The sequence below is a fragment of the Vreelandella arctica genome (assembly GCF_037070215.1).
Classification (GTDB): Bacteria; Pseudomonadota; Gammaproteobacteria; order Pseudomonadales; family Halomonadaceae; genus Vreelandella; species Vreelandella arctica.
On sequence record NZ_JBANSN010000002.1, the window covers coordinates 207,131 to 232,330 of the forward strand.

Below are 25,200 nucleotides of genomic sequence, written 5' to 3' on the forward strand. Positions count from 1 at the left end.
GTTATGACACCCCGCCTGATTGTTTCTGACCTGGATGGAACCCTTTTAGGAAGCGACCACACCCTGCACGAAAGCACCGTTGAAGTGCTGCGGGCGCTGGTGAAGCAAGGCCACCATGTCGCGCTTGCTTCGGGGCGCCACTATCACGATATGAAGGTATTTCGCGATCAGTTGGATATACCAGCGCACTTGATCAGTACCAACGGCGCCTATGTGCACGACCCACAAGGCACCTTGCTGGCCGCTACCCATGTCGACCCTGAGCATGCACAAACGTTGATTAATCTCCCGCGTCCGCCTCAGGTGCGTTTGAACCTCTACCGTGAAAGCGGCTGGCATATTGATGCCGAAGCCCCACATCTATTATCTCTTCACGCCTCTACCGGGTTTGGTTATGAGGTCGTGCCGACTGATCAGATGGACATTAACGGCGTGGGTAAAGTGCTCTATCTAGGCGACCCGGAGGCGCTGAAACAGCTGGAAGAGCAGGCTCATGAAGCCCATGGAGATTCACTTCATATCACCTACTCGACGATTGATTCCCTGGAAATCATGGCGGGCGGCGTTAACAAAGGCGTTGCGTTAGCCTCACTGCTTGAACGCTTAGCATTAACTCCAGCCGAATGTATGGCGTTTGGTGACAACCTCAACGACACCGAAATGCTTGTGTTAGCCGGGGAAGCCCAGGTAATGGCCAACGCCCACCTTGATCTCTTTGGCCGTATAGAAGGCGCCGAGCGTATCGGCCACCATGGTGAAGCGGCTGTTGCCGAATGGTTAAAAAAGCGCTTTGAGCTTTAACTGATACTGGTAAACACTAATGCAACCTTGGTCGTAACGGTATTGCTACTGCGTACCCCCTCGACCATCATCAGGCCCCGATATAATGACAACAACGTAGGGCTGAACCCGCTGCGATATGACGACAACCCCTGCTACTTTGATTGTGGTCGACGATGACCCGGAAATTTGTGAACTGCTCGCGGACTACCTGGGGCGGCACGGTTACCGGGTATTTACGGCGGACGGTGCCCAAGCGCTGCATTCGCTGCGCGCTGAACACGTCCCTGACTTGCTGATTGTTGATCTAATGCTCCCCGGTGATGATGGCTTTACTATCTGCCGGGACGTTCGAAAGCACAGCGATGTGCCGATTATCATGCTGACCGCCAGTGCCGATGAGACCGACCGTATTCTTGGTCTGGAACTGGGCGCGGATGACTATTTGGGCAAGCCATTTAACCCTCGCGAATTGCTGGCGCGCATCAAAGCGGTACTGCGCCGCACTCGCAGCGTTCCGCCAGCGTTGCCAGCAGGGCAGGCGCGCTGGGTCAGTTTTGGCAGTTGGCAGCTCGACCGTATGACCCGCGAGCTGATTGATCTGCAGGGCGAGCGCGCCGCGCTTTCAGGGGCTGATTTTCAACTACTGCAGGTGTTTTTAGAGCACCCGGCCAAGGTGCTGACACGGGATGATCTCTATGCGCTTACCCGGGGGCGGGATGCGCCGCCGCTAGACCGCTCTATTGATGTTCACGTTTGTCGCCTGCGCCAACGGCTGGGTGAAGATGCTCAGCACTCGCAGTTGATTCGCACGGTGCGTGGCGCGGGCTATGTGTTAACTGCCCAGGTAGACGCATTAACGTGAAACAAGTGGGGTGGGCCGAGACTAGGCGGCGTTTATCCAGACGAGTGGCCCGCTGGCTGCCGGCGTCGCTGCGCGGGCGCTTTGTGATCATCATGATCGCCGGCGTGCTGGCCGCCCAAGGGGCCAGCTACGCGATCTGGACTTCCCAGGTGCGCTCCAGCCATTTGGCACAGTTGGATGAACTGTCCACCAACATGGCGTTTAGCATCGCCTCCACCATGAAGTTTTTCCGCTCGCTGCCCGTGGACTACCGCCATATCGTGCTCGATCAACTGCGTAATATGGGCGGCACGCGTTTTTTTGTTAGCGTTAACGAGCGCAGGCTCACCATCGACGATATCGGTTCCGGCCCGGAGAAAGAGGTAGTGGTGAACAACGTGCGCTCGGTGCTCACCCAGCAGCTCAATATCGATGATGTGATTGTCGAGTTCTCCCGCCCGGAAAACCTGCGGGTGCTGAATAATGAAGTGCTGCTCTATGATCTGCCGCCGCGCTGGGGGCAGCACAGCCTGCTGATGGAACCACTCTCGCCGCCGATTCTGGTCGTTCAATTGGAGCTTGCCCCGGACACCTGGCTGTATGTCGCCACGCTGCTTGGGGTGCCAGATATTTTCAGCGGCTATCGCTGGCTCTCTAAAGAGCGTTTGCTGGTCGGGCTACTGGTACTACTGAGTGTGCTGGCGCTCTCGCTATTGGGCATCACCAGCGTGACCCGCCCCCTTGCGCGACTTTCGCGGGCAGCCAATCAGTTGGGGGATGATTTGGATATGCCGCCGCTCAAAGAGAGCGGCCCCAAAGAAGTCGCTGCCACCGCCGTGGCGTTCAACCGGATGCAGCGGCGCATCCGCGAGCAGATTGAGGAGCGTGAGCGGCTCTTCTCGGCGATTTCCCATGATTTAAAAACGCCGTTAACCCGGATGCGCCTGCGCGCCGAAATGCTCGAGGATGATTACCAGCGAGAGCGCTTTTGCGCTTCATTGGATGAGCTGGATAGCCTCGTTAAAGGCGCTTTGGCCTCGGTAAAAGGCTTGGACCTGCACGAAGAGCCCGCATCGGTTGATCTTACGCACATGGTCGAAGAGCTAGCCGAAGAGCTTAGCCTGCAGGGCGGTAAGGTCACAATCGAGATTAAAAGCGGCCACCCTATTGCACCGCTGATTGCCAAGCCGTTGGCGCTTAAGCGCTGCCTAGCGAATCTGCTTGAGAATGCCGTGTTCTATGGTAAGCAGGCCGAGGTAGAACTGGTTGATCACGGTAACGTTGTCAATCTGCACATTCGCGATCACGGCCCCGGCATCCCAGAAGAGCAGTTGGGGCGGGTGTTTTCGCCCTTTGTGCGCCTGGAACCCTCGCGCAGCCGACATACTGGCGGAAGTGGCCTGGGGCTAGGAATCGCTAGGCACATTGCCCGCGCCCACGGCGGCGATATCACCCTTGCTAACCATGCCGAGGGTGGGCTGGTGGTAACGCTCACGCTACCCCGCCAGAAAACTATTACAGGTTTGTAATAAACCGCCAATACTTTGCAGTACTCGGTAACTCCCGTTGACGCAGCCCTTGGCGTAATCTCATGGAGGTCGCATGTCCGAGAGGACAATAACAATATAAGGAGTGACTCCATGTCGACGTTTCAGAAGACGACCCTCGCGCTTGCTCTGGCAGGTGCTACGCTCGTCACCACCGCTCAAGCGAATGAAGTCGAAGTGCTGCACTGGTGGACTTCCGGTGGTGAAGCTCGCGCCGCCAATGTGCTTAAAGAGTTAATGGAAGCCGAAGGCTACGGTTGGCAGGACTTTGCCGTGGCCGGTGGCGGTGGTGAAACCGCCATGACGGTGCTCAAGTCCCGCGCCATGTCGGGCAACCCGCCTTCAGCGGCCCAAATTAAAGGCCCCGAGATTCAGGAGTGGGGCGAGTTGGGCCTGCTGGGTGACTTGAACGGCGTTGCCGACGCCGAAGGCTGGGATGAACTGCTGCCGGAAGTTGTGGCCGACATCATGCGTTACGACGGCCAATACGTGGCGGTGCCCGTCAACGTGCACCGGGTCAACTGGCTGTGGGCCAACCCAGAAGTGCTGGAAGCGGCAGGGGTGGAGATGCCCACCACGCTGGATGAGTTGTTCGAGGCAGGCGAAGCGATTCGTGAAGCGGGCTTCGTACCGCTGGCTCATGGCGGCCAGGCTTGGCAGGACGCAACGGTATTCGAAAGCGTATTGCTAGGTGGCCAGGGCAGCGAGTTTTATCAGCAGGCATTGGTAGAGCTAGACCCAGAAGCCTTGGGCGGCGAACAGATGATCGATGCCCTTGAAGACTTCAAGCGTACCCGCGAGCTGATGGATGAGGGCATGCCAGGGCGCGACTGGAACATTGCCACGGCCATGGTGATCGATGGAGTGGCAGGCTTTCAGCTGATGGGCGATTGGGCGAAAGGCGAATTCACCGCGGCAGGGCTGACCGCCGGGGAAGATTACCTGTGTGCAGCAGCACCGGGCACCGAAGATGCGTTCACCTTCAATATCGACAGCCTGGCCATGTTCCGGGTCACCGACGACGAAGAGCTGGAAGCACAACAGGCGCTTGCCCGCTTGGTGCTTGAACCTACTTTCCAGGAAGCGTTTAACCTTGCCAAGGGCTCGATTCCGGCGCGGCCTGACCTGGACATGAGCGAATTCGATAGCTGTGCCCAGCAGTCGTTGGCTGATTTTCAGCGCACCGCCGAAGAGGGTGGCCTAGTGCCCAGCATGGCTCACGGCATGGCCGTGCGTGCGGATGTACAGGGCGCCATTTTCGATGTGGTCACTAACTACTTCAACGACGCCGATATGCCCGCTGAAGAAGCAGCAGAACGTATGGTGAGCGCCGCCGAAGCGGCCTCTTTCTAGATTTTCTAGCGCTTGCGTTCTCCAGACGCCGCCGCAACGGCGGCGTCTATTCTGCTTGGCAAGGACACTTCTCCGATGAGAGATTCCCTCCCCATGAAAAATACCTCTGCGACGCCTTTAGGGGCTGGCGCTAAGCGGTCGACGCCCTCCGGTGGTTTGCAGGCGTGGCTGCCGCGCTTGGTGCTGGCACCGTCGGTGGCGATTTCGCTGTTCTTTGTTTACGGCTTCATGCTGTGGACGTTCGTGCTCTCGCTAACCAGCTCGCGCATGCTGCCCAGCTACGACTTTGTCGGCTTTGGCCAGTATTCGCGCCTGATGGCCAATGAGCGCTGGTGGGTCGCCTCGACCAATCTAATGATTTTTGGCGTGCTGTTCGTGGTGATATGCCTGGTGATTGGTTCGCTGCTGGCCATTCTGCTCGACCAGAAAATTCGCCAAGAGGGTGCGCTGCGCACGATCTACCTCTATCCCATGGCGCTGTCGTTTATCGTGACCGGGGTGGTGTGGAAGTGGTTACTCAACCCGCAGTTGGGTATCCAGGCCATGGTCCAGAGTTGGGGTTTTGAATCGTTTCGCTTTGATTGGATCACTGACCCGGATATGGCGATTTATACCCTGGTGATTGCTGCCGTATGGCAGGCGTCAGGCTTTGTGATGGCGCTCTTTTTAGCCGGGCTGCGGGGCATCGACGACAGTATTGTGAAAGCAGCCCAGTTGGACGGTGCCAGCCTGCCGAGGATTTATTGGCGCGTAGTGATGCCTTGCCTGCGCCCCGTGGTGTTCAGCGCAGTGATGATACTGGCCCATATTGCTATCAAGAGTTTTGACCTGGTCGTCGCGCTGACCGGCGGCGGGCCTGGCTACGCAACCGACTTACCCGCCACCTTTATGTACGCCCACGCCTTTACCCGGGCACAGATAGGTTTGGGCTCTGCCAGCGCCATGCTGATGTTGGGCGGTGTGTTGGCGATTTTGATTCCTTATCTCTACTCCGAATTAAGGAGTCGCAAGCATGGCTAATGTGATTCGTCGTCAGACGCCCGCTGCGCGGCTGGCCCGTGGTCTGCTTTACGGCGTGCTGATACTCGCCGCGCTGTTCTATATCTTGCCACTGGTAGTCATGCTGATGACCTCGGTGAAGCCGCTGAGCGAAATCACCGCCGGGTCGCTGCTCTCGTTTCCGCAAAATCCGACCCTGGCGCCATGGACGAAAGCCTGGGGCGAAGCCTGTACCGGCATGCGCTGTGATGGCGTCGGCGGCTACTTCTGGAACTCCTTTGCGATTGTGATTCCAGCGGTGCTGATCTCAACCACCATTGGCGCTCTCAACGGCTACGCGCTAACTAAGTGGCGCTTCAAAGGCTCTGAATTAGTCTTCGCGCTAATGCTGTTTGGCTGTTTTATTCCCTTCCAGGTGGTGCTGTTACCCATGGCACAAACCCTCGGCTGGCTGGGTATCTCCAGCTCCCGCGCCGGTTTGATTCTGGTTCACGTGGTATTTGGCATCGCCTTCACCACGCTGTTTTTCCGCAATTTCTACGTGGGTATCCCTAACGAGCTGGTATCGGCGGCGAAGTTGGATGGCGCGGGCTTTTTCCGCATCTTCTGGCGCATTCTACTGCCGGTTTCTGCACCGATTATCGTGGTGTCGGTGATCTGGCAGTTCACCCAAATCTGGAATGACTTCCTGTTTGGCGTGGCGTTTTCAGCCCACAACACCCAGCCCGTTACCGTGGCGCTAAACAATCTGGTGAATACCTCCACCGGCGTGCGCGAGTACAACGTGGATATGGCAGCGGCCATGATTGCCGCATTGCCCACCCTGGTGGTGTACGTGCTGGCGGGAAAATACTTCGTGCGCGGGCTGACAGCCGGTTCCGTTAAAGGCTAATAACAACTAGGTGAGTGGCAAACATATCTAGAAGGTCAGAAGCAGCCCGTAGCGGGGGTCTTTCGCCAGGGATGGCGAAAGTAGCGCCCAGGGATGGGTTCACAGCGCCCCCGCGTAGGGCTGCTTCTGACCAACCCAGATGAATAGAGTTTGTCAGTCGCTTTACAATAGGATTTTCATTATGGCAGCGTTAGAAATCCACAATGTACGCAAAGAGTTCGGCAGCGAGCGGGTGCTCAAAGATGTCAGCATTTCGATCGATTCTGGCGAGTTCCTGATTCTGGTTGGCCCCTCGGGCTGCGGCAAGTCCACGCTGATGAACGCCATTGCGGGGCTAGAGCCGGTGACGTCCGGCAATATCTATATCGATGGCGAAGACGTCACCTGGCGCACCCCCGCGGATCGGGACATCGCCATGGTGTTTCAGTCCTACGCGCTTTACCCCAGCATGACCGTACGCCAGAACATCAGCTTCGGGCTGGAAATGCGCAAGGTGCCCAAACCTGAGCGGGAAGCCGCCGTGGAGCGGGTGGCCGATCTACTGCAGATCACCCATCTGCTGGATCGCAAGCCTGCACAGCTCTCTGGCGGGCAGCGTCAGCGGGTGGCAATGGGGCGAGCCCTGGCCCGGGAGCCCAAGGTCTACCTGTTTGACGAGCCGCTCTCTAATCTGGATGCCAAGCTGCGCGTGGATATGCGCACCGAGATCAAAAAGCTCCACCAGCGCCTGGGCACCACCATTGTTTACGTCACCCATGACCAGGTCGAAGCCATGACCCTGGCGGACTGCATTGCGGTGATGCGCGACGGGCATATCCTGCAGCTCGGCACGCCGGACGAGGTCTACAACAACCCGGTGGATATGTTCGTGGCGGGCTTTATGGGCTCGCCGTCGATGAACTTCATCCGCGCCACGCTGGAGGATGGCAACGGTGGCTATCAACTGCGCATTGCCACACCGGGGGAGGCGGAGTTGGTTCTGCCATGGCCGGAAGCGCGTATCGGCGCAGACATGGCTGAACGGCTTAATGAGCCGGTCATCCTGGGCCTGCGGCCGGAGCACTTCAGCGAAGAGGACGAGCGGTTAACGTCCCAAGCTGAGGGAACACTATTGAGTGCCAATGTGGCGGTGGTAGAGCCTACCGGGGCAGATATCCTGCTGCGTTTACCGCTGGGCGAGCAGGAAGTGACGGCTCGTGTTGGGCCTAAATGTGCGGTAGCCGCCGGGGAGCGCTTGTCGCTGCGTGTCGATATGGGGCGGGCGATTCTATTTGATGCCGAGACCGAGCAGCGTATTGCGTAAACGACGTGGTTCGAACCTGTTGTGAAATAGTAAGGCCCTCTGCTGTAACCAGCAGAGGGCCTTTTTTACAGTTGCCTAAAGGTTTTAGCTGCAGTTATCACTTTCGGATAAGCCGCAACTCGCCATTGAGCGCCTTGATGATCGAGTAGCACAATAGCAACATCACAATCGAGAACGGAATAGCGGTGGCGGTGACCCCTGCCTGAAGCGCGGTCAGACCACCACCGATAAGCAGCACAATCGCGATGAGGCCTTCGATGACTGCCCAGAACATACGCTGTGGCCGCGGAGCGTCGATTTTACCACCGGCGGTGATGGTATCGATAACCAGGGAGCCGGAATCCGAGGAGGTGACAAAGAAGATCAGCGCCAGGACGATACCCAGGGTCGACATTAGGCCCGTCAACGGTAGCTCGTTCAGCATGCCGAACAGCGAAAGCTCGGGTCTGTAGTTGTCGATGACATACTCTTTCACCAGGCTGCCCGCCGGGTCAGCGTAGAGCTGTTCAAGGGCGGTCGAGCCAAAGACGCCCATCCAGATAAAGATAAACATACTGGGAACGAGCAAAACGCAGAGGATAAACTCACGCACCGTGCGCCCCCGGGAAACACGAGCAATAAACATCCCCACGAAAGGTGCCCAGCTAATCCACCACGCCCAGTAGAAAATCGTCCAGGACTGGCGGTAGGCATCGTCTTCACGACCGAAGGGCGCGGAGAGGGGAATAAAGTCCGTCACATAGGTAGTAAGCCCCGACCAGAAGCCGCTTAGTGCCAAAAGCGTGGGGCCAGCGAAGAGCACGAAAAAGAAGAACAGAACGGCCAGGATCATGTTGATCTCGGAGAGCTTCTTCAAACCACCCTCAAGGCCGCGCCAAACCGACACCAGCGCCACCGCCGTTACCAGAATGATGACGATGACCTGGGTTAAGGTGCTGACTTCCAGACCGAAGACAAAGTTCATCCCCGCATTGGCCTGCTGGGCGCCGAGCCCGAGGGACGTTGCCAGCCCGAAGAGGGTGGAAAACACCGCCAGGATATCGATCACATGGCCCCACCAGCCCCAGACACGCTCACCGAGGATAGGAAAGAACGCCGAGCGAATCGAGAACGGTAGGCCCTTGTTATAGGTAAACAGGCCAAGCGCTAGCGCCATGACGATATACACCGCCCAGCCATGGATACCCCAGTGGAGATAGGTGCCGGCAAGCCCTAAGGCACTGGCGTCAGCAATCGCCGCTGGGTTTAGCTCACCATCAGCACCAAACGGGGACTCGACGCCCAAGGGCAGCGAGACATTGGCGTGGTAAACCGGCTCGAGTACGCCGAAGAACAGCAGGCCGATGCCGATGCCTGCGGTGAACAGCATGGCGAACCAGGAGAGGTAGCTGTGATCTGGTCGGGCATCGGCCCCGCCCAGCCTGACGGAGCCATAAGGCAGAACAACCAGTGCTAAGCAGAACAGAATGAAGAAATCGACCAGGATCATGAAATACCAGTCCAGCGTTCCCGTAGAGAAGGCGACAATGGACTGGAAGACGCTTTCCGCACGCTCTGGAAACAGCAGGGTGAGGACGATGAAAATGGCCGAAGCAATCGCGGATACCACAAACACGCGGTTGTGGATGTCGAAACCGATGGGGCCAAGCTGCCCCTTTATATTATCCTGCCCGACGACATAGTCGGTTTGCATGTCGCTCGCTTCTGAAGGCGACTCAGGATTGTTGGGATTGTTCATGAACTACGTCTCCTCATTGGAGGATGCTATGTTAAACATCCATCATGAGGATAAATAGCGTTGATTCCCATTTTGTGGCCAAAAACATGGGTGTTGTGGTTACTTCATTGGCTGCTCTGCGGAACCGTTTCTTTATCCAGCCGTTTGATCTGCCGCCAAAGGTCTTGGCGAAGGTCGGCGATCTTGGGTTGCTCATCGGGGGTGAAAGGCACAGGGCGGCAGAGGCGCTGGGCACGCAATCCCAGCCTTGCGCTTAGAAGCCCGGTGGCCAGGCCCTGACCGGCGCGAGCGGAAAGGCGGCTGGCTAAATCCAGCGAGAGCATATCCATGCTGGCGTCGGTGGCCAGTTCGCTAGCCCCAGCAAAGGCCATGTTGTGCAGCACGTTACGAAATAGCCGCAGGCGGCTGGCGTAGCCCAGCTCAAGGCCATACAGGCGGCAGAGCCTGTCTACCATCGCCAAACTCCGCCAGGCCACCAGCGCCATATCCACCAGCGTTAGCGGGCTGATGGCCACCATAATCGCGGTTTCCCCGGACATTCGGGTAATCAGGCGCTGGGCTTCACGGTCGCGTGGTGCCAGCAGGTGGTAGCGCAGCAGCGTTTGGATCTCTTCCCCGCTATGGTGCGGCTGACTGGCGCGTTGAAACGCCAGCCAATGCGGATCGTCATCGGCAAGTTTAAGCTGACGTCTCAACTGCTCGGCCATGGCCCGCGCCTGTTTGGGTGAGCGCAGCGGCAGCTCGGCTAAATCAACGCGCAGTTTGTCGTGGCGCTTAAGGCGCCGTAAACGGCCCAGCTCTTTGAGCAGAGACATCGCGCCTAATCCAATCAAGCTGATGCCGAACAGTTGCCAAGCGATGGCGAGCCACTGGGATTGAGCCAGGGCGTCGGGGATACCGGTAACCAGCTCTGCAGTACCTAGCCCGGCACCACCCACTAGAGCGAATAGCAGTCCCCAGCGGCGTTTGCGCGGCGCACCTAAACTGGCTGCAGGTAAGGCTTTATCTTCTGGAAGGGGCGCCAAGGGATGGTGCTCGCTGGTGCCAGCAAAGGCTTCACGCTGGCGCAAACTCGAAGCCGCTTCGGCAGCCTCTTCTGGCATGTCATCCAGCGTAAAGTGACGCCGTGGCTGTGGGGTGGTCATGTCAGTTTGTCTCCAATCAGCCAGTCAATGGCGGCGTCCATGCGAATATGATCCAGCGCTTCCGAGGTGTTTTGCATCGGGCGAAAGCCGGGAAAGTCGAAGCCCTGCTGCTGCCAAAAATCGGCAGTGGGAAGCCGGGCGGGCACATCGCCGGGGTAAACCAGTACGTCCTCCCCCTCCAGGGTCGTGCCGCGTAGAGCTGGTGAGCGCTTACCTTCGTGGGTGACTTCGCGGGCCTCGGTGGCGCGAATGGAGGCCAGAGAAAACGCTTTGACCGGGACATTGGCAAAGCGCAGGTCTTTCAATGGTTCCGCCAGCAAGGCCTCTAGCAGCTGTACCACATGGCCGTGTTGGTCGGGAGTGACATGGTCGGCCTTGGTGGCCGCAATCGCCAGCCGGTCAATTTTAGGCGCGAACAGGCGCGTGAGCAGGCTGCGCTTGCCGTAGTCGAAGCTGTGCATTAACTGGCGCAGGGCGCGGGAAAGATCTTCAAACCGTTCAGGCCCGGCATTGAGCGCGCCAAGCACATCCACCAGTACGATCTGGCGGTCAAAGCGGCGGAAGTGATCGCGATAAAAGGGTTTCACCACCTGCTGCTGGTAGTAGCGAAAGCGCGCCGCCAGGGTAGCGTAAAGGCTGTTGGCGGGCAGTGCTTCCAGCGCTTCTCTGGAGGTATTGAGTTGAGTTGAATTAAGCTGCGGTAGCGGGAAAAACTGCAGTACAGGCGCCCCTTGCAGCTCACCCGGCAGCAAAAAACGCCCTGGCTGCAGGTCGGAGAAACCGGCCTTTTTGGCACGGCGCAGGCCCTGGGCGTACTCTTCGGCCAGAGCGGCAAGCTGAGCCTCATCCGCCTCGCTTGCCGGGTCGAGCTGTTCGACCGCTGCCAGCCACTCACTGAAAAGGCCTCGGCGCTGTTCGCCTGCGTATAGCGCCTGAGCCTGGCTCCAGCTGTAAAAGTCATGCTGCAACAGCGGTAAATCGAGCAACCACTCGCCGGGGTAGTCGAATAGATCCAGGGTAAGGTGGGCAATTTCAGGGGTTAGCCAGCCGCTGCGGGCAGGGCGGTAACGCAGTTGCAAGCGCAGTTCACTGATCCCGCGTGTGGGCTCCGGCCAGCGGGGCGGTGTATCGCGTAGGGCAGCCATGCCCGGGTCGTAAGGAAAGCGTGGGACGCCCAAATCGGGCTGGTTGAGCCGCTGGGCACCCAGCAGGCGGCCTTCACGGGCAGCGGGCAGTAAATCGAGACGCGCTTCTACGCCGGCATGGCGCAGTTGATTGACCAGCGAGGTCAAAAAAGCGGTTTTGCCTGCTTGCGAGAGGCCCGTTACCGCTAAGCGCAACTGGCGATCCCGGCCTCGCTCTAACAAATTGCTCAGTTCGCGACTTAACGGCTGACGCATCCTTTCGATCCCTTTATGGCTCTTGCCAACTTAACGCTATCCCGGCTCTCTTTAAAACAAGCCGGACTGCATGACCATTACTGGCGAAACATTAATAGTAGCTGTGAAAGCATCGGTAGGGTGGCAATCAAAAAGCCGACCCCCGCCAGCGTGTAGCCCGGCCAGCGGCGAGTCATTTTTTGCGCCAAGGTAAGACCCACTAAACACACCACCATGCCGATTAAATTAAAGGCTAGCGTAGCGGCCTCAAGCCATTGCTGCGGATCCATCGGATCTCCCTAGCTCAAATGAAAGTGAGCGCATGATAGCAAAATATTGATGAACCGAAGGTTAACCGCGGCTTAGGGTAGTACCTAATAAGTGTTGCGCACCGGGTACCAACCAAACCGGGTCTAGGCGCGTATTGGCAGCTTCAACGCAGATAAAATGGCGTGCCGCGTCAGCGGGTGTATCGCCAGGAAGGTCGTTGTTGGGGTGCCACACCACGGTGGAGTCGCTGGACTGCTTGCCGATGCGCAGGCTGCGCTCGCCATCGTTGAGCAGCACGGCTTCATTGGTATGGTAAATGCGGTCAATGGCACCTTGAACGGCCAGCGTACCTTGCTGTTCACTTTCGGCAAAGTCGCGCAGTTTGTCGAGATAGCGGGCGCCGGAAAGACCTTCCAGGCGGCACTGATGAATATCGGCAACGGCGAGGTAGGTGTGCAGTGCGCCGCTGGTTTTAACGGGCGTCTCGCCGATGTTTTCGCTGATCAACTCAACGTTAAGCCGCTGTGCATTGGCTTGCACCACCAAACGTGCCGTGAGCTGAGTATGCAGGCGCTGCTCGGGAGAGAGATGGACTTCAATGCCTTCGGCATGCTCATCGACAGCATCCAGACGCCAGGCCGCGTGACGGGCGAGGCCATGAAACGGGCCGTCGCGATTGGGGCTCTCATCGGCATAGCGCTCGTCAGCAAACCACGGCCAGCAGAGCGGAATACCGCCGCGGATAGCCCCTGGCAGCGCTTGTGGGGTCGGTGTCAGCCATAGCCAATCGGTGTCGCCCTGTGGGCAGAAATGCAGCACCTGAGCACCCTGTAGGCTAATCGCTAACTCTCCCCAAGGCATGTTGAAAAGCACTACGTCGCGGCCTTCCCAGTTGGCCGTTTGCTGACCATCTGTGCTTTTAAGCAGTTGTTTGAGCGAGTCGGGGATCATGAATTTTCCTTTAAGAGTTGCCAAGCATCTACACCGATAGACGCCGAACAGTAACGCTGTGTGCTATGGTAGAACAAGCACGACTGATAGGTAAAACGCGTACTAACATACGTAACTAATGTACGTAGCTAAAACCCGTAAATGAAATCCCGTAAATGAAATAGTAAGGAGACTATATGGGCTTTATTGCATGGTTAATCATTGGTGGCCTGGCTGGTTGGATTGCTGGCAACATCATGCGCGGTGGCGGTTTCGGCATCCTGGGTAATATTGGTGTGGGCATCGTTGGTGCGCTTGTGGGTGGTTTCTTGTTCAGCCTTTTAGGCCTCTCTTCCGGTGGTTTTATCGGTTCGCTGGTCACTGCAACGGTAGGGGCCGTGGTGCTCTTGTGGGTGATTAGTAAGGTCAAAAAAGCGTAGCTGTTTAGCTGTGACCCGTTTGACGACCGCCCGGCCTTGTGCCGGGCGGTGTCGTTTATACAGATGCTATCGGTGTTCGGGCCACTTTCCGTTACACTAGGCGGCTTTATTCCGGCGCTTTGCTGGTAGCGACCCTGTGTTAGTTGGTGGTGATACTATGCTTTTTCGAGGTGCCTCTTGATCGACGCGTTAAATGCCTGGTGGGCCCAACAGCTTGTGCTGTGTGATTGGGCGTTTACTCCTCATCCGCTGGCGGTCGATGCAGGTGCTGCTGAGCAGCGTTTGCTGCAACTGGGAATTACCGATCGGGGGGAGCTGGCCGAGCAACTGTTCCACGGCCTGGGTGCCCCTGCAGGTCGTGCCGATCGGCTATTGGGCGCGCTCGAGTGGGCTGCGCTTGCTGGCGCGGCGGGCTGGTTAGAAGCAGATCAGTCACGCGCCTGGGCGCACCATTTAACGCGGCGTATTACCCGCGATTACAGCGATCTGCGCGCATGGCTCGCCGATCTGCGTCGCGCCCTGGGCGTAAGAGGTTGGGAAGGTGGCGCTGATGACCGCTTTATCGATGCCTGCCAGGCGCTGGCCAATCTCGAAACCGATGGCGAAGGTGTTACTTGGGAAACACTTGAACATGCCCTGACGAAACTGCCTGCCCCTGCTTCTCTATGGCCGCAACAGCCAGCGGCTCAGAGCTGGCGACTATGCGCGCTGTTTCGGCCGATCATCGTCTATCCTGCAAGCCAAACCGACTGGCCCGACGCCGCTGAGTGGCTGGCCCACGTGTGGGATGTCCATGACCGCGATGCGCTGCTGGGGGTAATGTTGTGGCTAGGCGCCCAAGGCGAGCGCCAGCGCTGGGATATAGAAGCCCGCGAACTATTGAGTATGGACGGCGCTCAGCGTATGGAGTGGCAGCGCAGCGTGGTGGAGGAGTCGCCCTATGCGCCTGTGTTGAATAAATTTGTTAGCCAGGGTGAGCCGCTGGAGTGGGCTGCCTGGGATTGGCTACGGCTTGTCGAGCTCGCCTGGGCAGGAGCCTGCTGTGGCTGGCTTAGCCAAGAGGAAGCCGATGACTTGGCAGGGCACGCTGCTGATTTGATCAGCCGCCGCTACCATGACTGGTACGCTGTCCTTAACGCCTACGGGCGGGGGCAAAGCCTGTTTGATGGCATTGATCGGCGCGGGAAAACACCCAGCGAGCGGCATCAGCTACTGCTGCACAGCGCTTATAGCCCCTGGAAACGTTCACCGGGGGAGCTATTGGATGAGCCCACGCGGAAGGCCTCTCAAGCGCGCATTCGTCAATGGCGTAATACACCCCACCACTGGCTGCTGGCGCTGGCCAGCGTGCGTGAACCGGATGTAATGCTGCGTCAAATAGACCCGTCAGCTGCGCTTCCAGAAGAGCAGCGTGCCGATGCGGCGCTCTATTTGCAGGAGTCGTTGGGCCTGCACGCCGATGAAGGTGCTCACGCACTGGCGCGCTACTGGCTACCCGCTCAGGCGCATCATCTTAATCAACTGGCAGCCGACGCGGTGCATGGCGTTTTTCCACCCTCGCAAAGTTGGTTCGGCCAGCCGACCCCGGAAGAGCTTAAGCAGCGTAATGCCGTCAAGGGTGTGAGCCGTCACGCGGCCACTATCCATATGGCCGAGAAGTTCGCCTTCTATCTGCATATGTCCCTTGATAGCGGCTTATTGGATCGCGGGCCATTAATGGAGTACGCCAGCGCGCTGCGCAGCTGCCTATGCCGATTTTATCCCAATGCCAAGCGCTTGTTAGACGCCTGGTTTGCGTGGGAGAGTTGCCTGCCTGAGCCCGAGCATGCATCGCTAATTAACGAAATTATTTGGCATATCGAAGACCCCGGTAGCCTGTTCCACTGGCTCGATTGGCGCCACGACGCCTGGTGTGAGCCGGGCAGCCGTCCCACCTTGAATCACTTCACCGCCATGTCCCTGGTCGGGCCTTTAAACAGTGCCGTATGGAGTGAACCGCAGCTCGAAAGCGCCCGCGAGTGCGCTGAAATCCGCGAGTGGGTAGAGAGCCATTACCACTTGAGCAGCGCGGGGGATATGCAGGAGTTTTTGACCTATATGCTCGAGGCGGGGGATCGCCAGGAGTATCAGATTAACTACGCTCCTTACACCCTCAATACCGAACGTTTAAGCGCTGAAATCGCCATTCTTGAATCTGGCGACTGTGCTGAAGATGAGCGCCACCATCTGCTTCGTTTACGTCGGGTACGTGATAACGAAGATGGCTGTAATGAAGTCGATATGGCGGCCTGGGATATTGCCCAACTGGTCGATCTGGCGATTGCTGCACGGCAGCTTGGCTGGCTTGATAGCACTGCGTTTGCCAGCGTATTGGATCGCGCTTATGAGCTGGCGGCGGATCACTATGCCGGGTGGCAAGAGTATGCCATGGGCATGTACGCTGGCTTCTCGTTCTTTATGGGCGAAACCCCAGAGCGAGAGAGCTTTTTAGCCGGTTTTCGTCAGGCGTTGGTGGCCTGGGTATGCGGTGCGCCGGTGCTAGCTGGGCCATGGGTGAGCCTGGATTTTCCCGGCAATAAACCGCGCCATTTTGCGCCGCTGCACATAGATACATTGCCTGGTGATCAGCGCACCTTACATTGAGGCTCGCCAAGCATAGGATAACTAGCTTATAGTCGTGCGAGGAAAAAATGAGTTTTGTCATACCATCCCTTTATTCTATGTGTCGAGGTTAATCGCATGGTTGCGTTGCCACGCCCCGCTGTGACCGCAGTACGTGTTGTAAGTGTTTGTTTTATAGTGACATTGGTGGCTGGCTGCGCAGGCTCGACACGACAGAGCAATATGCAGGCCCCAGAGAACTACTTTTCGATGACGCTGCCGGGAATGGGCGCTAACCCGCAAATGTCACCGGTTGATCCCATTGATGCGCAATTGCGCAGTATGCAAGTCCCGCCGCCAACAGTGGTGCGCGAGGCGCTGCTGGCCCAGCATCAGCGCTGGGCAGGAACGCCTTACCGGATTGGCGGCACGACAGAAAGAGGGATTGACTGCTCGGCCCTGGTTCGCAATGTTTACCGTGACACCTTTAATTTAGAGTTACCACGCTCCACTGGGGGGCAAATACACGAGGGACGCCCGATCGACCGCCAAGAGCTGCAGGCGGGCGATCTGGTGTTCTTCAGCCCCCCAGGTCGATATAACCACGTCGGCATTTATGTAGGTAATGGCTATTTTCTGCATGCCTCGACCTCGAAAGGGGTGATTATTTCCAGCTTGGATAATAGTTACTGGCGACGTTACTACTGGCAGGCGCGTCGTGCCCTGGAGCCAACGCATTTGGCCCAGCTAAGCGGAAGTGTTTTCTAGCCGTCAGGCCTCTCATTTTTTAGTTAGGAACGGCATGATTGAAGCCAAAACGCGCGCCTGGTGGCGCGCCACCTTGGCGCTTTGCCTCGGCTCTTTTCTTGTTTTTATCAATCTGTATGCACCGCAGCCGCTGCTGCCAGGGTTAAAGGAGACGTACGATGTCTCGACCCTGGGCGTCAGCCTGCTCATGTCCGTATCGACCCTCTCTCTCGCCTTGGCACTGCTGGTATTCGGTCCCCTTTCGGATGCCATCGGTCGCGAAGGTATCATGCGTATAACCTTGCTGCTGGCAGGGGGCTGCTCCATTGCTTTGGCCTTCGCGCCCACCTTTGAAAGCTTGTTACTGCTTCGACTGGTGCAGGGCTTCGTGTTGGGTGGGTTGCCAGCAGTGGCGATCGCCTGGATGGGCGATGAGTTTGAGAAGCCAGCGCTATTAAGTGCAGTAGGGCTCTATATTGGCGCGAATTCGCTCGGCGGGATCAGTGGGCGTATTGTCGGTGGGGCCGCTGCCGAAATAGGAGGCCCCACCGCGGCATTTTTAGCGGTAGGTATCATGACGCTAATCGGCTGCATCGTCTTTTGGCGATTGTTGCCCAATAGTCGCGCCTTTACTCCCCAGCGCTTTGAGCTGCGTAAAGCGGCAAGCGATTTAGTCAGTCATCTGCGCAACCCGGTGCTGCTTGCCGCGTACTGCTTGGGTGGCATTAATTTCCTGATCTTTATCAACCAATACAGTTACATCACTTTCCGGTTAGCGGCGGCCCCCTATCAACTGGCGGCCAGCGGTTTGGGGCTGATTTTCTTAACCTATCTAGGCGGTACTTTTGGCTCGATGATTTCCGGGCGGTTAGCAGGGCGTTTGTCGCCAGCGGCATGCATGATGATGGGGGTGCTGATTTTAATGCTGGGCACGGCCATCACCTTATCAGAGTCGCTAGTGTTGATTATTGTCGGCTTAACCGTCAATGCCTTCGGCTTTTTCCTAACGCACTCATTGGCTTCCAGTTGGGTAGGGCGTTATGCCCAGGGCGCTCGGGGCAGCGCCTCGGCGCTCTATCTGGTGTTCTACTACGTGGGGGCCAGTTTGGGTGGCTTCTGGCTGGAGCCGTTCTGGCGCTGGGCCGGCTGGGCTGGGGTGAGTATTGGTTCGTGGCTACTGCTAAGCATTACGCTAATGATCGCTTTCGGCCTCTGGCGCTTTGAACGTCGCCAAGCGGTTAGCTAACTGTCATCAACTACCATGGGTTCAATTGACCACCGCTTAGGTGCAAGCGCTGTGGGCAAAGCCGTTCCAGTAGTGCGCTGTCGTGGCTAATCACCAGCACGCCAAGCTGGCGTTGTTCCGCTTCCTGTTTTAGCGCCTGCCACAGTTCAAGTTGAGTGATGGGGTCGAGCATCGTTGAGATTTCATCGGCGATTAGAAAGCGTACCTCTGGTGCAAGGGCGCGCAATACACATACCCGCTGTAGCTCTCCCCCTGATAACGATTGTGGAAAGCGAGATAGCCAGCTTGGCTGCACGCCAAACGCCTGGCACTGGGTTTCAGTAGGCGTCCACGCTTCGCGTAAAATCTTGCCGACTCGCCATCGGGGGTTTACCGCCAGCTCCGGCGATTGCGGCAGCCATTGAACGGGCTGTATACCGCTTTTCGGCAGAGCCTTACCATCTAAGCTTACCTCTCCTTCAAACGGAGCTAAGTAGCCTGCCAGTAGTTTGCCCAACGTCGATTTGCCTGCCCCCGAGTCACCGCTCAATCCTACCCACTGGCCCGCGTTCAGCGTGAGTGAGATGGAATCAAACAAAGGCGCATCGGGTGAGAAATGAAAGCTGAGCTGGCGCGCTTCAAGCAACGGTGATCTCCTGTTCCGTCGGTTGAGCTTGGCTAACCGCGTGGCTCAAAAAGCCATTGTCGGGCAGTGCTAACCACAATGCCCGGGCATAAGCACTGGCAAGCGAAGCGCCGCTGCCTTGAAAGGCGCAGGCGGAGGCTGTTTCGACCTGCTGGCCGTTACGCATAATGGTAACGCGATCAGCAATCGGCAGGGCGTGTCGCAGGTCGTGGGTAATTAATATCACCGTTTTTCCTTGGTCGGCCAGTCCGCGCAGCGCATCCAAAACACGCTGGCGCTGAAGAGGGTCAAGGCCCACGGTGGGCTCATCGGCAATCACCAGTCGGGCATGGCTGACATGGGCCATGGCCGTCAACACGCGGCGGGCCATGCCGCCGGAAAGCTCGTGGGCGTAGGCCTGCTGGGCGCGAGCATCTAGCTGGTAGTGGTCTAGGGCTCGTTGGGCGGATTGCAGGGCATGACGTGAAGATTGTCCGGCGCGCTGGGCCGCCCAGGCCACTTGGCGTTTGGTGCGCGCCAGTGGGTCTAGTGCATTAAGCGACTGAGGAATAAGCGCCAGCTCCCGACCGCGAAGCTGGCGTTGGCGAGCTTCATCAAGTGGTGTTCCTTGGTAGGCAAGCTGCCCATTCAAGCGCGCAGATGAGGGTAGTAGGCCCATAATCGCATAGGCCAACAGACTTTTTCCGGCGCCGGAGGCGCCCACCACGGCATGTACCTCGCCAGGGGAAAACGTTAGCGAAAATTCATTCAGGCAGGTGGCCCATTCACGCTTCCACCAGGAGACATATAACGGTAGCTGTAGCGACAGCCGATCAATCGTTAACACGGTAAGTCTCCATCAGAAATCTCCTTAAAAGCGCTAAAGGGAGTGGCGTAGATGAGTGGAAAGACGCTCGAATCCCAGCACCATCAACAGCAGCCCCAGGCCCGGAAATACCCCCAGCCACCAGTAACCGCCGCTTAAATAGCGCATGGCATCGGCCAGCAGTACGCCAATAGCGGGCTGGCTGGGGCTCAAGCCAAAGCCCAAAAAGGTCAATGCCGCTTCGTGGAGAATGGCATGAGGGAACAGCAGCAGGGCGCCGACCAAACAGTGGGGAATCAGGTGGGGTAACAGGTGGCCGTGGAGCACAAACCAGCGTGATTTACCTAGCGCCCGGGAGATTCGCACATAGGGGGCCTGGCGCAATTGCCAAAGCTCCGCGCGCAGCACTCGGGCAAGGCTTGGCCAGTGGGTCACCGCCACGGCAATAATCACCGCCTGGGTGCCGCCGCCCAGCGCAAAGGCAATTAGTATTAATAAAATGAGATGCGGTACGCTAAGCAGCGTATCAATCAGCAAACTTACCAGTGTATCCAGCCGAGACGAAAGCGTGGCTAGGGCGGCCAAGCTCAGCGCAATCAGCGTACTCAGTAGAGCGGCCAGGCAGCCCACCCAAAAGCTAAGTGCCAGCCCCGCCAGCGTGCGCGCCCAGAGCTCCCGGCCCAACGCGTCAGTGCCGAGCCAGTGATCAACGCTGGGCGGCGCTAGTCGAGCATCAAACTGCATCTGCTGCGGCGAATCGCCCAGCAGCCACTGGCTAGCGATTAACCCCAACACCAGCAGGGTGGTAACGACCAGGCTGAGTGCGGCACGAAGTCGTGGCTGTGAATAGAGATTGGGTGGTGGATAGCTGGGTGGTTGGCCTGAGTTCATAGGCCACCTGACGTCATGCGCGGGTCGATAGCGCTATACAGGCTATCGGCGATCATATTACCGACACTAACAAATAGCGCGGTAAAGAGCGCAATACCCAGCAGTAGGGGAACGTCGCTACGCAAGCCCGCTGCTACGGTGGCTTGCCCTAAACCGGGGTAAGCAAAGACTTGCTCGATTAGAATCGAGCCTCCAAAGAGCTCCCCCAGCGAAGCAAATGCAAGCGTAATCGCCGGTAAGCTGGCGTGACGGACGCCGTGCCGCCAAGCGATATCAAACCGGCTAGCGCCCTGGGCGAAGGCGTGGGTCGCTACCTCAGAGCGCATTAACTCCAGCATGCGTGTGCGGGTATGCAGGGTAATATTGGCGATGCCCAGCAGTGCCAGCGTGATGGCCGGCAGCAGCAGATGATGCAATCGGGAGGCAAGGGTGACATCTTGATTCAAAACTCCAGTGGGGCCTGCGCAGCAGGGGGGTGTCCAACCCAGGGTCACCGAAAATAGCAGCACGGCGACTATTGCCAGCCAAAAAGCAGGCGTGGAGGCGGTAATATAGGCGTAGCTACTAATGAGGTTATCCAGCGTGGAGCCCTCTTTAGCGCCTGCCGCAACGCCGAGACTAAACCCCAGCAGCGCTGCGAGTAGCCATGCGCTGCCCAGCAGCATGATTGAGCGTTGAAATCGCTGGCCGATAACCTCGCTGACTGGCTGGTTATAAACATGACTCCAGCCTAAATCACCGCTTACCAACTGGCGCAACCAATGCCCAAATGGAACGGCGGGTGGCGCATCGAATCCCCAGCGTTCGGCAATCAGGGCACGCTGTTCCGGGCTGACTTGGGCCATCTGTGGCCCAAGGTAGGCATCCACGGGGTCGACGGGCGAGACCATCATCAGACCAAATGACACCAGGGCTACGCACAGCAGCACTAGCGTCAGGCGGCCAAGACGCCTTGCGATACGCGGGATTAATTGCATGTCCAGCGCCACTCAAGCAGATTAGCGGTGATGGGCCAGCCGTGACCATGGGGAGCAACGCCAAGCTCGCCAACGTCTAAACAGGTGTTGGCGAAGTACACGTGTTCAAGGTTAACCAGCCACGCCCAGCTGCTATCGCCGCGTACGCCATAGCCAGTGGTGCCGTCCCATTGGGCAGCGCGCCAGTACTGGTTAGCTGTTTCGACACTATCCGAGGCCTGGGCGGCATCTAAGTGTGTATCCACTTCAGCGTTGGCGTAGAAGCCGCTGTTATAAAACCCGTTACCGGCATGCTGACTGTGAAAAAGGTAGTAGACCTCCTGGGGGCTGTGACTGCCAAAACCGAATAGGATGGCATCCTGATGAATTGCTTCACGCTGGATTTCATCCCAGTGGCGGCCTGTTGGCTGCATCTCGATGCCCAATGGGCGAACCATCTCGGCACTCACTTCTGCAAGCAGTTGTCGGGTGGTATCGCCAGCAGAGTAGGTAAGCCGAAAGCGAGCGGGTAGGCCATCTTTATAGCGCAGGCCATCGTCGCCTAGCTGCCAGCCTGCTGCGTCGAGAAGCTCCTCAGCGCGGGTAATATCTGGTGCTTCAATTCGCTCTTCTTCACTGCTCCAAGGCAACCCATCGGCTGGGCCGTAGGCGGGGCGGCCGTAGCCATGCAACGCTACCTCTACCAATGTCGGTCTGTCCGCGGCGAGGTTAATCGCCTGACGAATCGCAAGATCCGCGGTCACGTCGTTGCCAATCGGTGCGCCGGAAGCGGCATGCTCGCCGGTGGCTGGCTGCATGGGGAACAGAATGCCGCGATTATCGACGCTCTCCATGGTGACCCGTTGCATATGCCCAGGCACATTGGCTGCCAATGCCGGTGGAATTGATGCGATATCGACCTGGCCTGCATGGGCCGCACTGAGCGTGGCATCTTCATTGGTAAACAGAAATATCAGGCGATCAAAGGCGGGGGCAGGGCCGTAAAAATAGGGATTGCGTTCAACTATCAGCTGTTCGCCTTCCTGCCACTCCACCAGTTGATAGGGGCCAGAGCCCAAGGGATGTCGGCCGTATTGCTCGCTATAGCCATTATCCCGCTTGGCGTGGGGCACAATGCCCAGCGTCATCAGTTGGTCTATAAAGGTAATTCGAGGTGTGTGAAGGCGAAGGGTAACGGTCTGATCATCGACGGCATTGGCCTCTTCGAGCGCGCTTAAGTCTGCCCGCCCACCTGCCTCTGCCGCGGTATTAAAGGTGTAGGCCACGTCTTCGGCGGTCAACGAGGTGCCGTCGGCAAAGCGGGCGTCTTCACGTAGCGTTAGCGTCCAGGTGAGGCGATCTTCAGAGAGCGACCACTCGGTGGCTAATTCTGGCTGGGGTGAAAGGTCTCTGCCTCGTGAAAGCAGCGTCGACTGAAACAGTGGAGTACCGTACTGCCCCCAGCCCAAAAGTGGATCGAAGCCCTGTTCGGGTTCGCCACCAATGGCCAGAATTAACTGCTCTTTTGCCTCGGCGGTGCTGATGGCAGCTAAACAACTTAGCGCAATACCCAGTAAGATAGGCCGAGTTGGTGGAGCCATCGCTTTATCCTTTACGCTATTTGGTATGATGTTTTTACAATAACATCATACTAACGGTGGCGGCAGCACATGGAAAGCAGGCCTTATAAGAGGAGGCGTGAATGCAGCGTGTAACGGTAACGCTTGATGAGGAACTGGTGGCAGAAGTAGATGCGTTGATGCACGAGCGCGGCTACCAAAACCGCTCAGAAGCGATTCGTGATTTAACCCGCAGTGGCTTAAAACAAGTGAGAGAAGAGGCTGCACCGGATTCGCCCTGCATGGGCGCGCTGGTGTATGTTTACGACCATGCCGCTCGCGAGCTATCTAAGCGCTTGACCCGTCATTCCCATGACCATCATGAACTCACGCTTTCGACCCTGCACGTGCATATCAATCATGACAGTTGCCTGGAAGTAGCTCTGCTCAAAGGTCAGGGGCGTGCGCTTAAGCAGTTCGCCGCTGAAGTTACCTCGTCGCGAAGCGTGCGCCACGGCCAGCTAGTGCTGATACCCGATGAATAAGCCCGCTTCCCGGTAGCCAAAAAAAAGGTGACCCGGAGGTCACCTTTTCTTATCGGTAGCGGGAGCGTCTTAGTGCTCAACGCCGCCTTCGCCGTGCACGTGGCCGTGCTCGACTTCTTCAGCGCTGGCTTCGCGTACTTCAGCAATCTCAACGTCAAAGTTGAGCTGCTGGCCGGCCAGCGGGTGGTTGCCATCAACAACGACCGTATCACCTTCAACTTTCTTAACAGTAACCATCAACGGGCCACCTTGAGTCTGGGCTTGGAACTGCATGCCCGGCTCAATGCTTTCAACGCCCTGAAACGCATCGCGCGGTACTTCCTGCATTAGCTGCTCTTGCAGCTCGCCGTAACCTTCTTCAGGAGAAACGCTAACGTTCAGCTTTTCGCCAGCAGCACGACCTTCCAGCTCTTTCTCAAGGCCCGGAATAATGTTACCGGCGCCATGGAGGTAGGTAAGCGGCTCACGGCCTTCAGAACTGTCTAGCACTTCACCTGCATCGTTAGTCAGGGTGTAGTGGAACGCGACAACCGAGTTTTGCGCAATTTGCATGGAATAACCTTTCGGTGAGTGCATGTTCCAATATGGTAACGCGTGTAGGCTGACTTGTCAGGGGGTAGAGCGCTTTTTCCTGCCCACCACTTTCGGCGGTATTGCGCGTCAGGGTGACCAGGGATACCCTACGGCCATCGCTTTTTTCTTTGCCCTATCACTTTTGGAGCATGCAATGACGATCTTGATTATTTGGCTTGTCGCCTTTTGCCTGATTGCTTATTTTGTCAATGACCGCTGGAACAAGGGCGTTAGCCAAGGGCTGGATAAGATGTTGCCCCGTGTGTTGAAGAGCCATGGTAACAATCGCTATTTATGGGTGATTTCGCTGGCAGTGCTGGGTGCCACTACGCTGATCCAACCAGTAGATATGCTGTTAGTGGTCATTCTGCTAGCCTTGATTGGCTGGGCCATTATGGCACTGGCTAACTGGGCAAGTAACAAGACCCATCATTAAGTTAGCTGCCAGAAAAAGGCAGTTGCCATAACGTTGCCATAAAAAAGCCCGGCCATCTTATTAGGTGGCCGGGCTTTTTTGATAACCAACTACTATTGATCAACAGCAGTCAATTAATAAGGCGCAACGCTCATGCTAGCGCCGCTACCGATTAAGCGTACACGCTGACCAGCTTGGAACTGGCGGTCTGCACGCTGAACGACAACAATATCGGTACCGTCGTCACGACGAATTTCCATTTCAAGGGCGTCAACGCGGTTAGTCGCGTCTTCAGCTGCCGTACCCGCGACGGCACCGCCGAGTGCGCCTGCCACGGTTGCCAATTGACGGCCTGAACCACCGCCCACTTGGTTGCCCAGAAGGCCGCCGATAATGGCGCCACCACCGCTGCCTAAAAGGCCTCCAGCGCGGCTGTCGGCTTGAATCTGTACAGGGCGAACCGCCACGATAGTGCCGTAGGTAACGCTTTGGCCGGTTTTTGCTTGGTTGCCGCGATAAACATCACCCGAGTATCCCGAGGTGTTGGCACATCCAGCCAACGTGAGAATACTTAAAGCTACAGCCGGTAGAAGAAGACGTTTCATTAAAACCTCCAG

The 25,200-nt window shown here is 57.5% G+C and carries 25 protein-coding genes; 13 read left to right on the plus strand and 12 right to left on the minus strand.

Features of this window, described 5'->3' with window-relative positions; translation table 11 throughout:
- Positions 1–3: 3 nt before the first annotated feature.
- The 7 genes from V8L70_RS02485 (at position 4) to V8L70_RS02515 (ending at position 7,718) form a co-directional block, all read left to right on the plus strand.
- Positions 4–801, plus strand: a complete 798-nt coding sequence (locus V8L70_RS02485; protein ID WP_101146073.1) for an HAD family hydrolase — start codon at positions 4–6, stop codon at positions 799–801.
- Between the two features lie 118 nt (positions 802–919).
- On the plus strand, positions 920–1,645 hold the full coding sequence (locus tag V8L70_RS02490; protein ID WP_101146074.1) for a response regulator: 726 nt from the start codon (positions 920–922) through the stop codon (positions 1,643–1,645).
- Positions 1,642–3,153 carry an ATP-binding protein gene (locus tag V8L70_RS02495; RefSeq protein ID WP_101146075.1) on the plus strand — a complete coding sequence of 504 codons (1,512 nt, stop codon included), beginning with the start codon at positions 1,642–1,644 and terminating at the stop codon, positions 3,151–3,153. Before V8L70_RS02490 ends, V8L70_RS02495 begins: the two co-directional genes overlap by 4 nt.
- A 111-nt stretch (positions 3,154–3,264) precedes the next feature.
- The gene (locus V8L70_RS02500) at positions 3,265–4,524 is read left to right on the plus strand and encodes an ABC transporter substrate-binding protein (RefSeq protein ID WP_101146076.1); all 1,260 of its coding nucleotides are present in this window, start codon (positions 3,265–3,267) and stop codon (positions 4,522–4,524) included.
- Between the two features lie 93 nt (positions 4,525–4,617).
- Entirely contained in the window at positions 4,618–5,544 is a 927-nt protein-coding gene (locus V8L70_RS02505) for a carbohydrate ABC transporter permease (protein ID WP_101146077.1), read from the plus strand.
- Positions 5,537–6,415 (plus strand): carbohydrate ABC transporter permease, encoded by an 879-nt coding sequence (locus tag V8L70_RS02510; RefSeq protein WP_101146078.1) that lies wholly within the window; start codon positions 5,537–5,539, stop codon positions 6,413–6,415. Before V8L70_RS02505 ends, V8L70_RS02510 begins: the two co-directional genes overlap by 8 nt.
- A 181-nt stretch (positions 6,416–6,596) precedes the next feature.
- Positions 6,597–7,718, plus strand: coding sequence for an ABC transporter ATP-binding protein (locus V8L70_RS02515; RefSeq protein WP_101146079.1), 1,122 nt, complete (start codon positions 6,597–6,599; stop codon positions 7,716–7,718).
- A gap of 97 nt (positions 7,719–7,815) precedes the next feature.
- Here the strand turns inward: V8L70_RS02515 and V8L70_RS02520 are convergent, their stop codons facing one another.
- From V8L70_RS02520 to V8L70_RS02540, 5 genes are all read right to left on the minus strand, one after another.
- Entirely contained in the window at positions 7,816–9,456 is a 1,641-nt protein-coding gene (locus V8L70_RS02520) for a BCCT family transporter (protein ID WP_101146080.1), read from the minus strand.
- A 104-nt stretch (positions 9,457–9,560) separates the two neighbouring features.
- On the minus strand, positions 9,561–10,601 hold the full coding sequence (locus V8L70_RS02525) for a YcjF family protein (protein ID WP_101146081.1): 1,041 nt from the start codon (positions 10,599–10,601) through the stop codon (positions 9,561–9,563).
- A complete protein-coding gene (locus tag V8L70_RS02530) occupies positions 10,598–12,001 on the minus strand; it encodes a YcjX family GTP-binding protein (RefSeq protein ID WP_101146082.1) in 1,404 nt (467 codons plus the stop codon). Before V8L70_RS02530 ends, V8L70_RS02525 begins: the two co-directional genes overlap by 4 nt.
- A gap of 77 nt (positions 12,002–12,078) precedes the next feature.
- On the minus strand, positions 12,079–12,270 hold the full coding sequence (locus V8L70_RS02535; protein WP_008958538.1) for a hypothetical protein: 192 nt from the start codon (positions 12,268–12,270) through the stop codon (positions 12,079–12,081).
- Positions 12,271–12,331: 61 nt separating this feature from the next.
- Positions 12,332–13,201, minus strand: a complete 870-nt coding sequence (locus tag V8L70_RS02540) for a D-hexose-6-phosphate mutarotase (RefSeq protein ID WP_101146083.1) — start codon at positions 13,199–13,201, stop codon at positions 12,332–12,334.
- A 176-nt stretch (positions 13,202–13,377) separates the two neighbouring features.
- Between V8L70_RS02540 and V8L70_RS02545 the strand changes: the two genes are divergently transcribed.
- From V8L70_RS02545 to V8L70_RS02560, 4 genes are all read left to right on the plus strand, one after another.
- Positions 13,378–13,620: a GlsB/YeaQ/YmgE family stress response membrane protein gene (locus tag V8L70_RS02545; RefSeq protein WP_101146084.1), complete on the plus strand. Its 243-nt coding sequence runs from the start codon at positions 13,378–13,380 to the stop codon at positions 13,618–13,620.
- Between the two features lie 177 nt (positions 13,621–13,797).
- Positions 13,798–16,263, plus strand: coding sequence for a DUF1266 domain-containing protein (locus V8L70_RS02550; RefSeq protein ID WP_101146085.1), 2,466 nt, complete (start codon positions 13,798–13,800; stop codon positions 16,261–16,263).
- Between the two features lie 96 nt (positions 16,264–16,359).
- Positions 16,360–16,989: a C40 family peptidase gene (locus V8L70_RS02555; RefSeq protein WP_232774735.1), complete on the plus strand. Its 630-nt coding sequence runs from the start codon at positions 16,360–16,362 to the stop codon at positions 16,987–16,989.
- Positions 16,990–17,023: 34 nt separating this feature from the next.
- The gene (locus V8L70_RS02560; protein ID WP_008958533.1) at positions 17,024–18,214 is read left to right on the plus strand and encodes an MFS transporter; all 1,191 of its coding nucleotides are present in this window, start codon (positions 17,024–17,026) and stop codon (positions 18,212–18,214) included.
- Positions 18,215–18,224: 10 nt separating this feature from the next.
- Here V8L70_RS02560 and V8L70_RS02565 read toward each other — a convergent pair whose 3' ends face one another.
- From V8L70_RS02565 to V8L70_RS02585, 5 genes are read right to left on the minus strand one after another with little or no spacing between them, the layout of a single operon-like run.
- Positions 18,225–18,839, minus strand: a complete 615-nt coding sequence (locus V8L70_RS02565; RefSeq protein ID WP_101146087.1) for an ABC transporter ATP-binding protein — start codon at positions 18,837–18,839, stop codon at positions 18,225–18,227.
- Entirely contained in the window at positions 18,832–19,665 is an 834-nt protein-coding gene (locus V8L70_RS02570) for an ATP-binding cassette domain-containing protein (protein WP_101146088.1), read from the minus strand. The genes V8L70_RS02565 and V8L70_RS02570 overlap by 8 nt, the downstream gene beginning before the upstream one ends.
- Positions 19,666–19,698: 33 nt before the next feature.
- Entirely contained in the window at positions 19,699–20,535 is an 837-nt protein-coding gene (locus V8L70_RS02575; RefSeq protein WP_101146089.1) for an ABC transporter permease, read from the minus strand.
- On the minus strand, positions 20,532–21,512 hold the full coding sequence (locus V8L70_RS02580) for an ABC transporter permease (protein ID WP_101146090.1): 981 nt from the start codon (positions 21,510–21,512) through the stop codon (positions 20,532–20,534). Before V8L70_RS02580 ends, V8L70_RS02575 begins: the two co-directional genes overlap by 4 nt.
- Positions 21,503–23,092 (minus strand): ABC transporter substrate-binding protein, encoded by a 1,590-nt coding sequence (locus V8L70_RS02585; protein WP_101146091.1) that lies wholly within the window; start codon positions 23,090–23,092, stop codon positions 21,503–21,505. Before V8L70_RS02585 ends, V8L70_RS02580 begins: the two co-directional genes overlap by 10 nt.
- A gap of 101 nt (positions 23,093–23,193) precedes the next feature.
- Here V8L70_RS02585 and nikR point away from each other — a divergent pair, with 101 nt between their 5' ends.
- On the plus strand, positions 23,194–23,595 hold the full coding sequence (nikR, locus tag V8L70_RS02590; protein WP_101146092.1) for a nickel-responsive transcriptional regulator NikR: 402 nt from the start codon (positions 23,194–23,196) through the stop codon (positions 23,593–23,595).
- Positions 23,596–23,664: 69 nt separating this feature from the next.
- Here nikR and V8L70_RS02595 read toward each other — a convergent pair whose 3' ends face one another.
- Positions 23,665–24,147, minus strand: coding sequence for an FKBP-type peptidyl-prolyl cis-trans isomerase (locus V8L70_RS02595; protein WP_071695751.1), 483 nt, complete (start codon positions 24,145–24,147; stop codon positions 23,665–23,667).
- Between the two features lie 175 nt (positions 24,148–24,322).
- On the opposite strand from V8L70_RS02595, the gene V8L70_RS02600 reads away from it, so the two are divergent.
- Entirely contained in the window at positions 24,323–24,604 is a 282-nt protein-coding gene (locus V8L70_RS02600) for a hypothetical protein (RefSeq protein WP_101146093.1), read from the plus strand.
- 113 nt (positions 24,605–24,717) lie between these two features.
- Here the strand turns inward: V8L70_RS02600 and V8L70_RS02605 are convergent, their stop codons facing one another.
- Positions 24,718–25,188, minus strand: coding sequence for an outer membrane lipoprotein (locus tag V8L70_RS02605; RefSeq protein ID WP_101146094.1), 471 nt, complete (start codon positions 25,186–25,188; stop codon positions 24,718–24,720).
- Between the last annotated feature and the right edge of the window lie 12 nt (positions 25,189–25,200).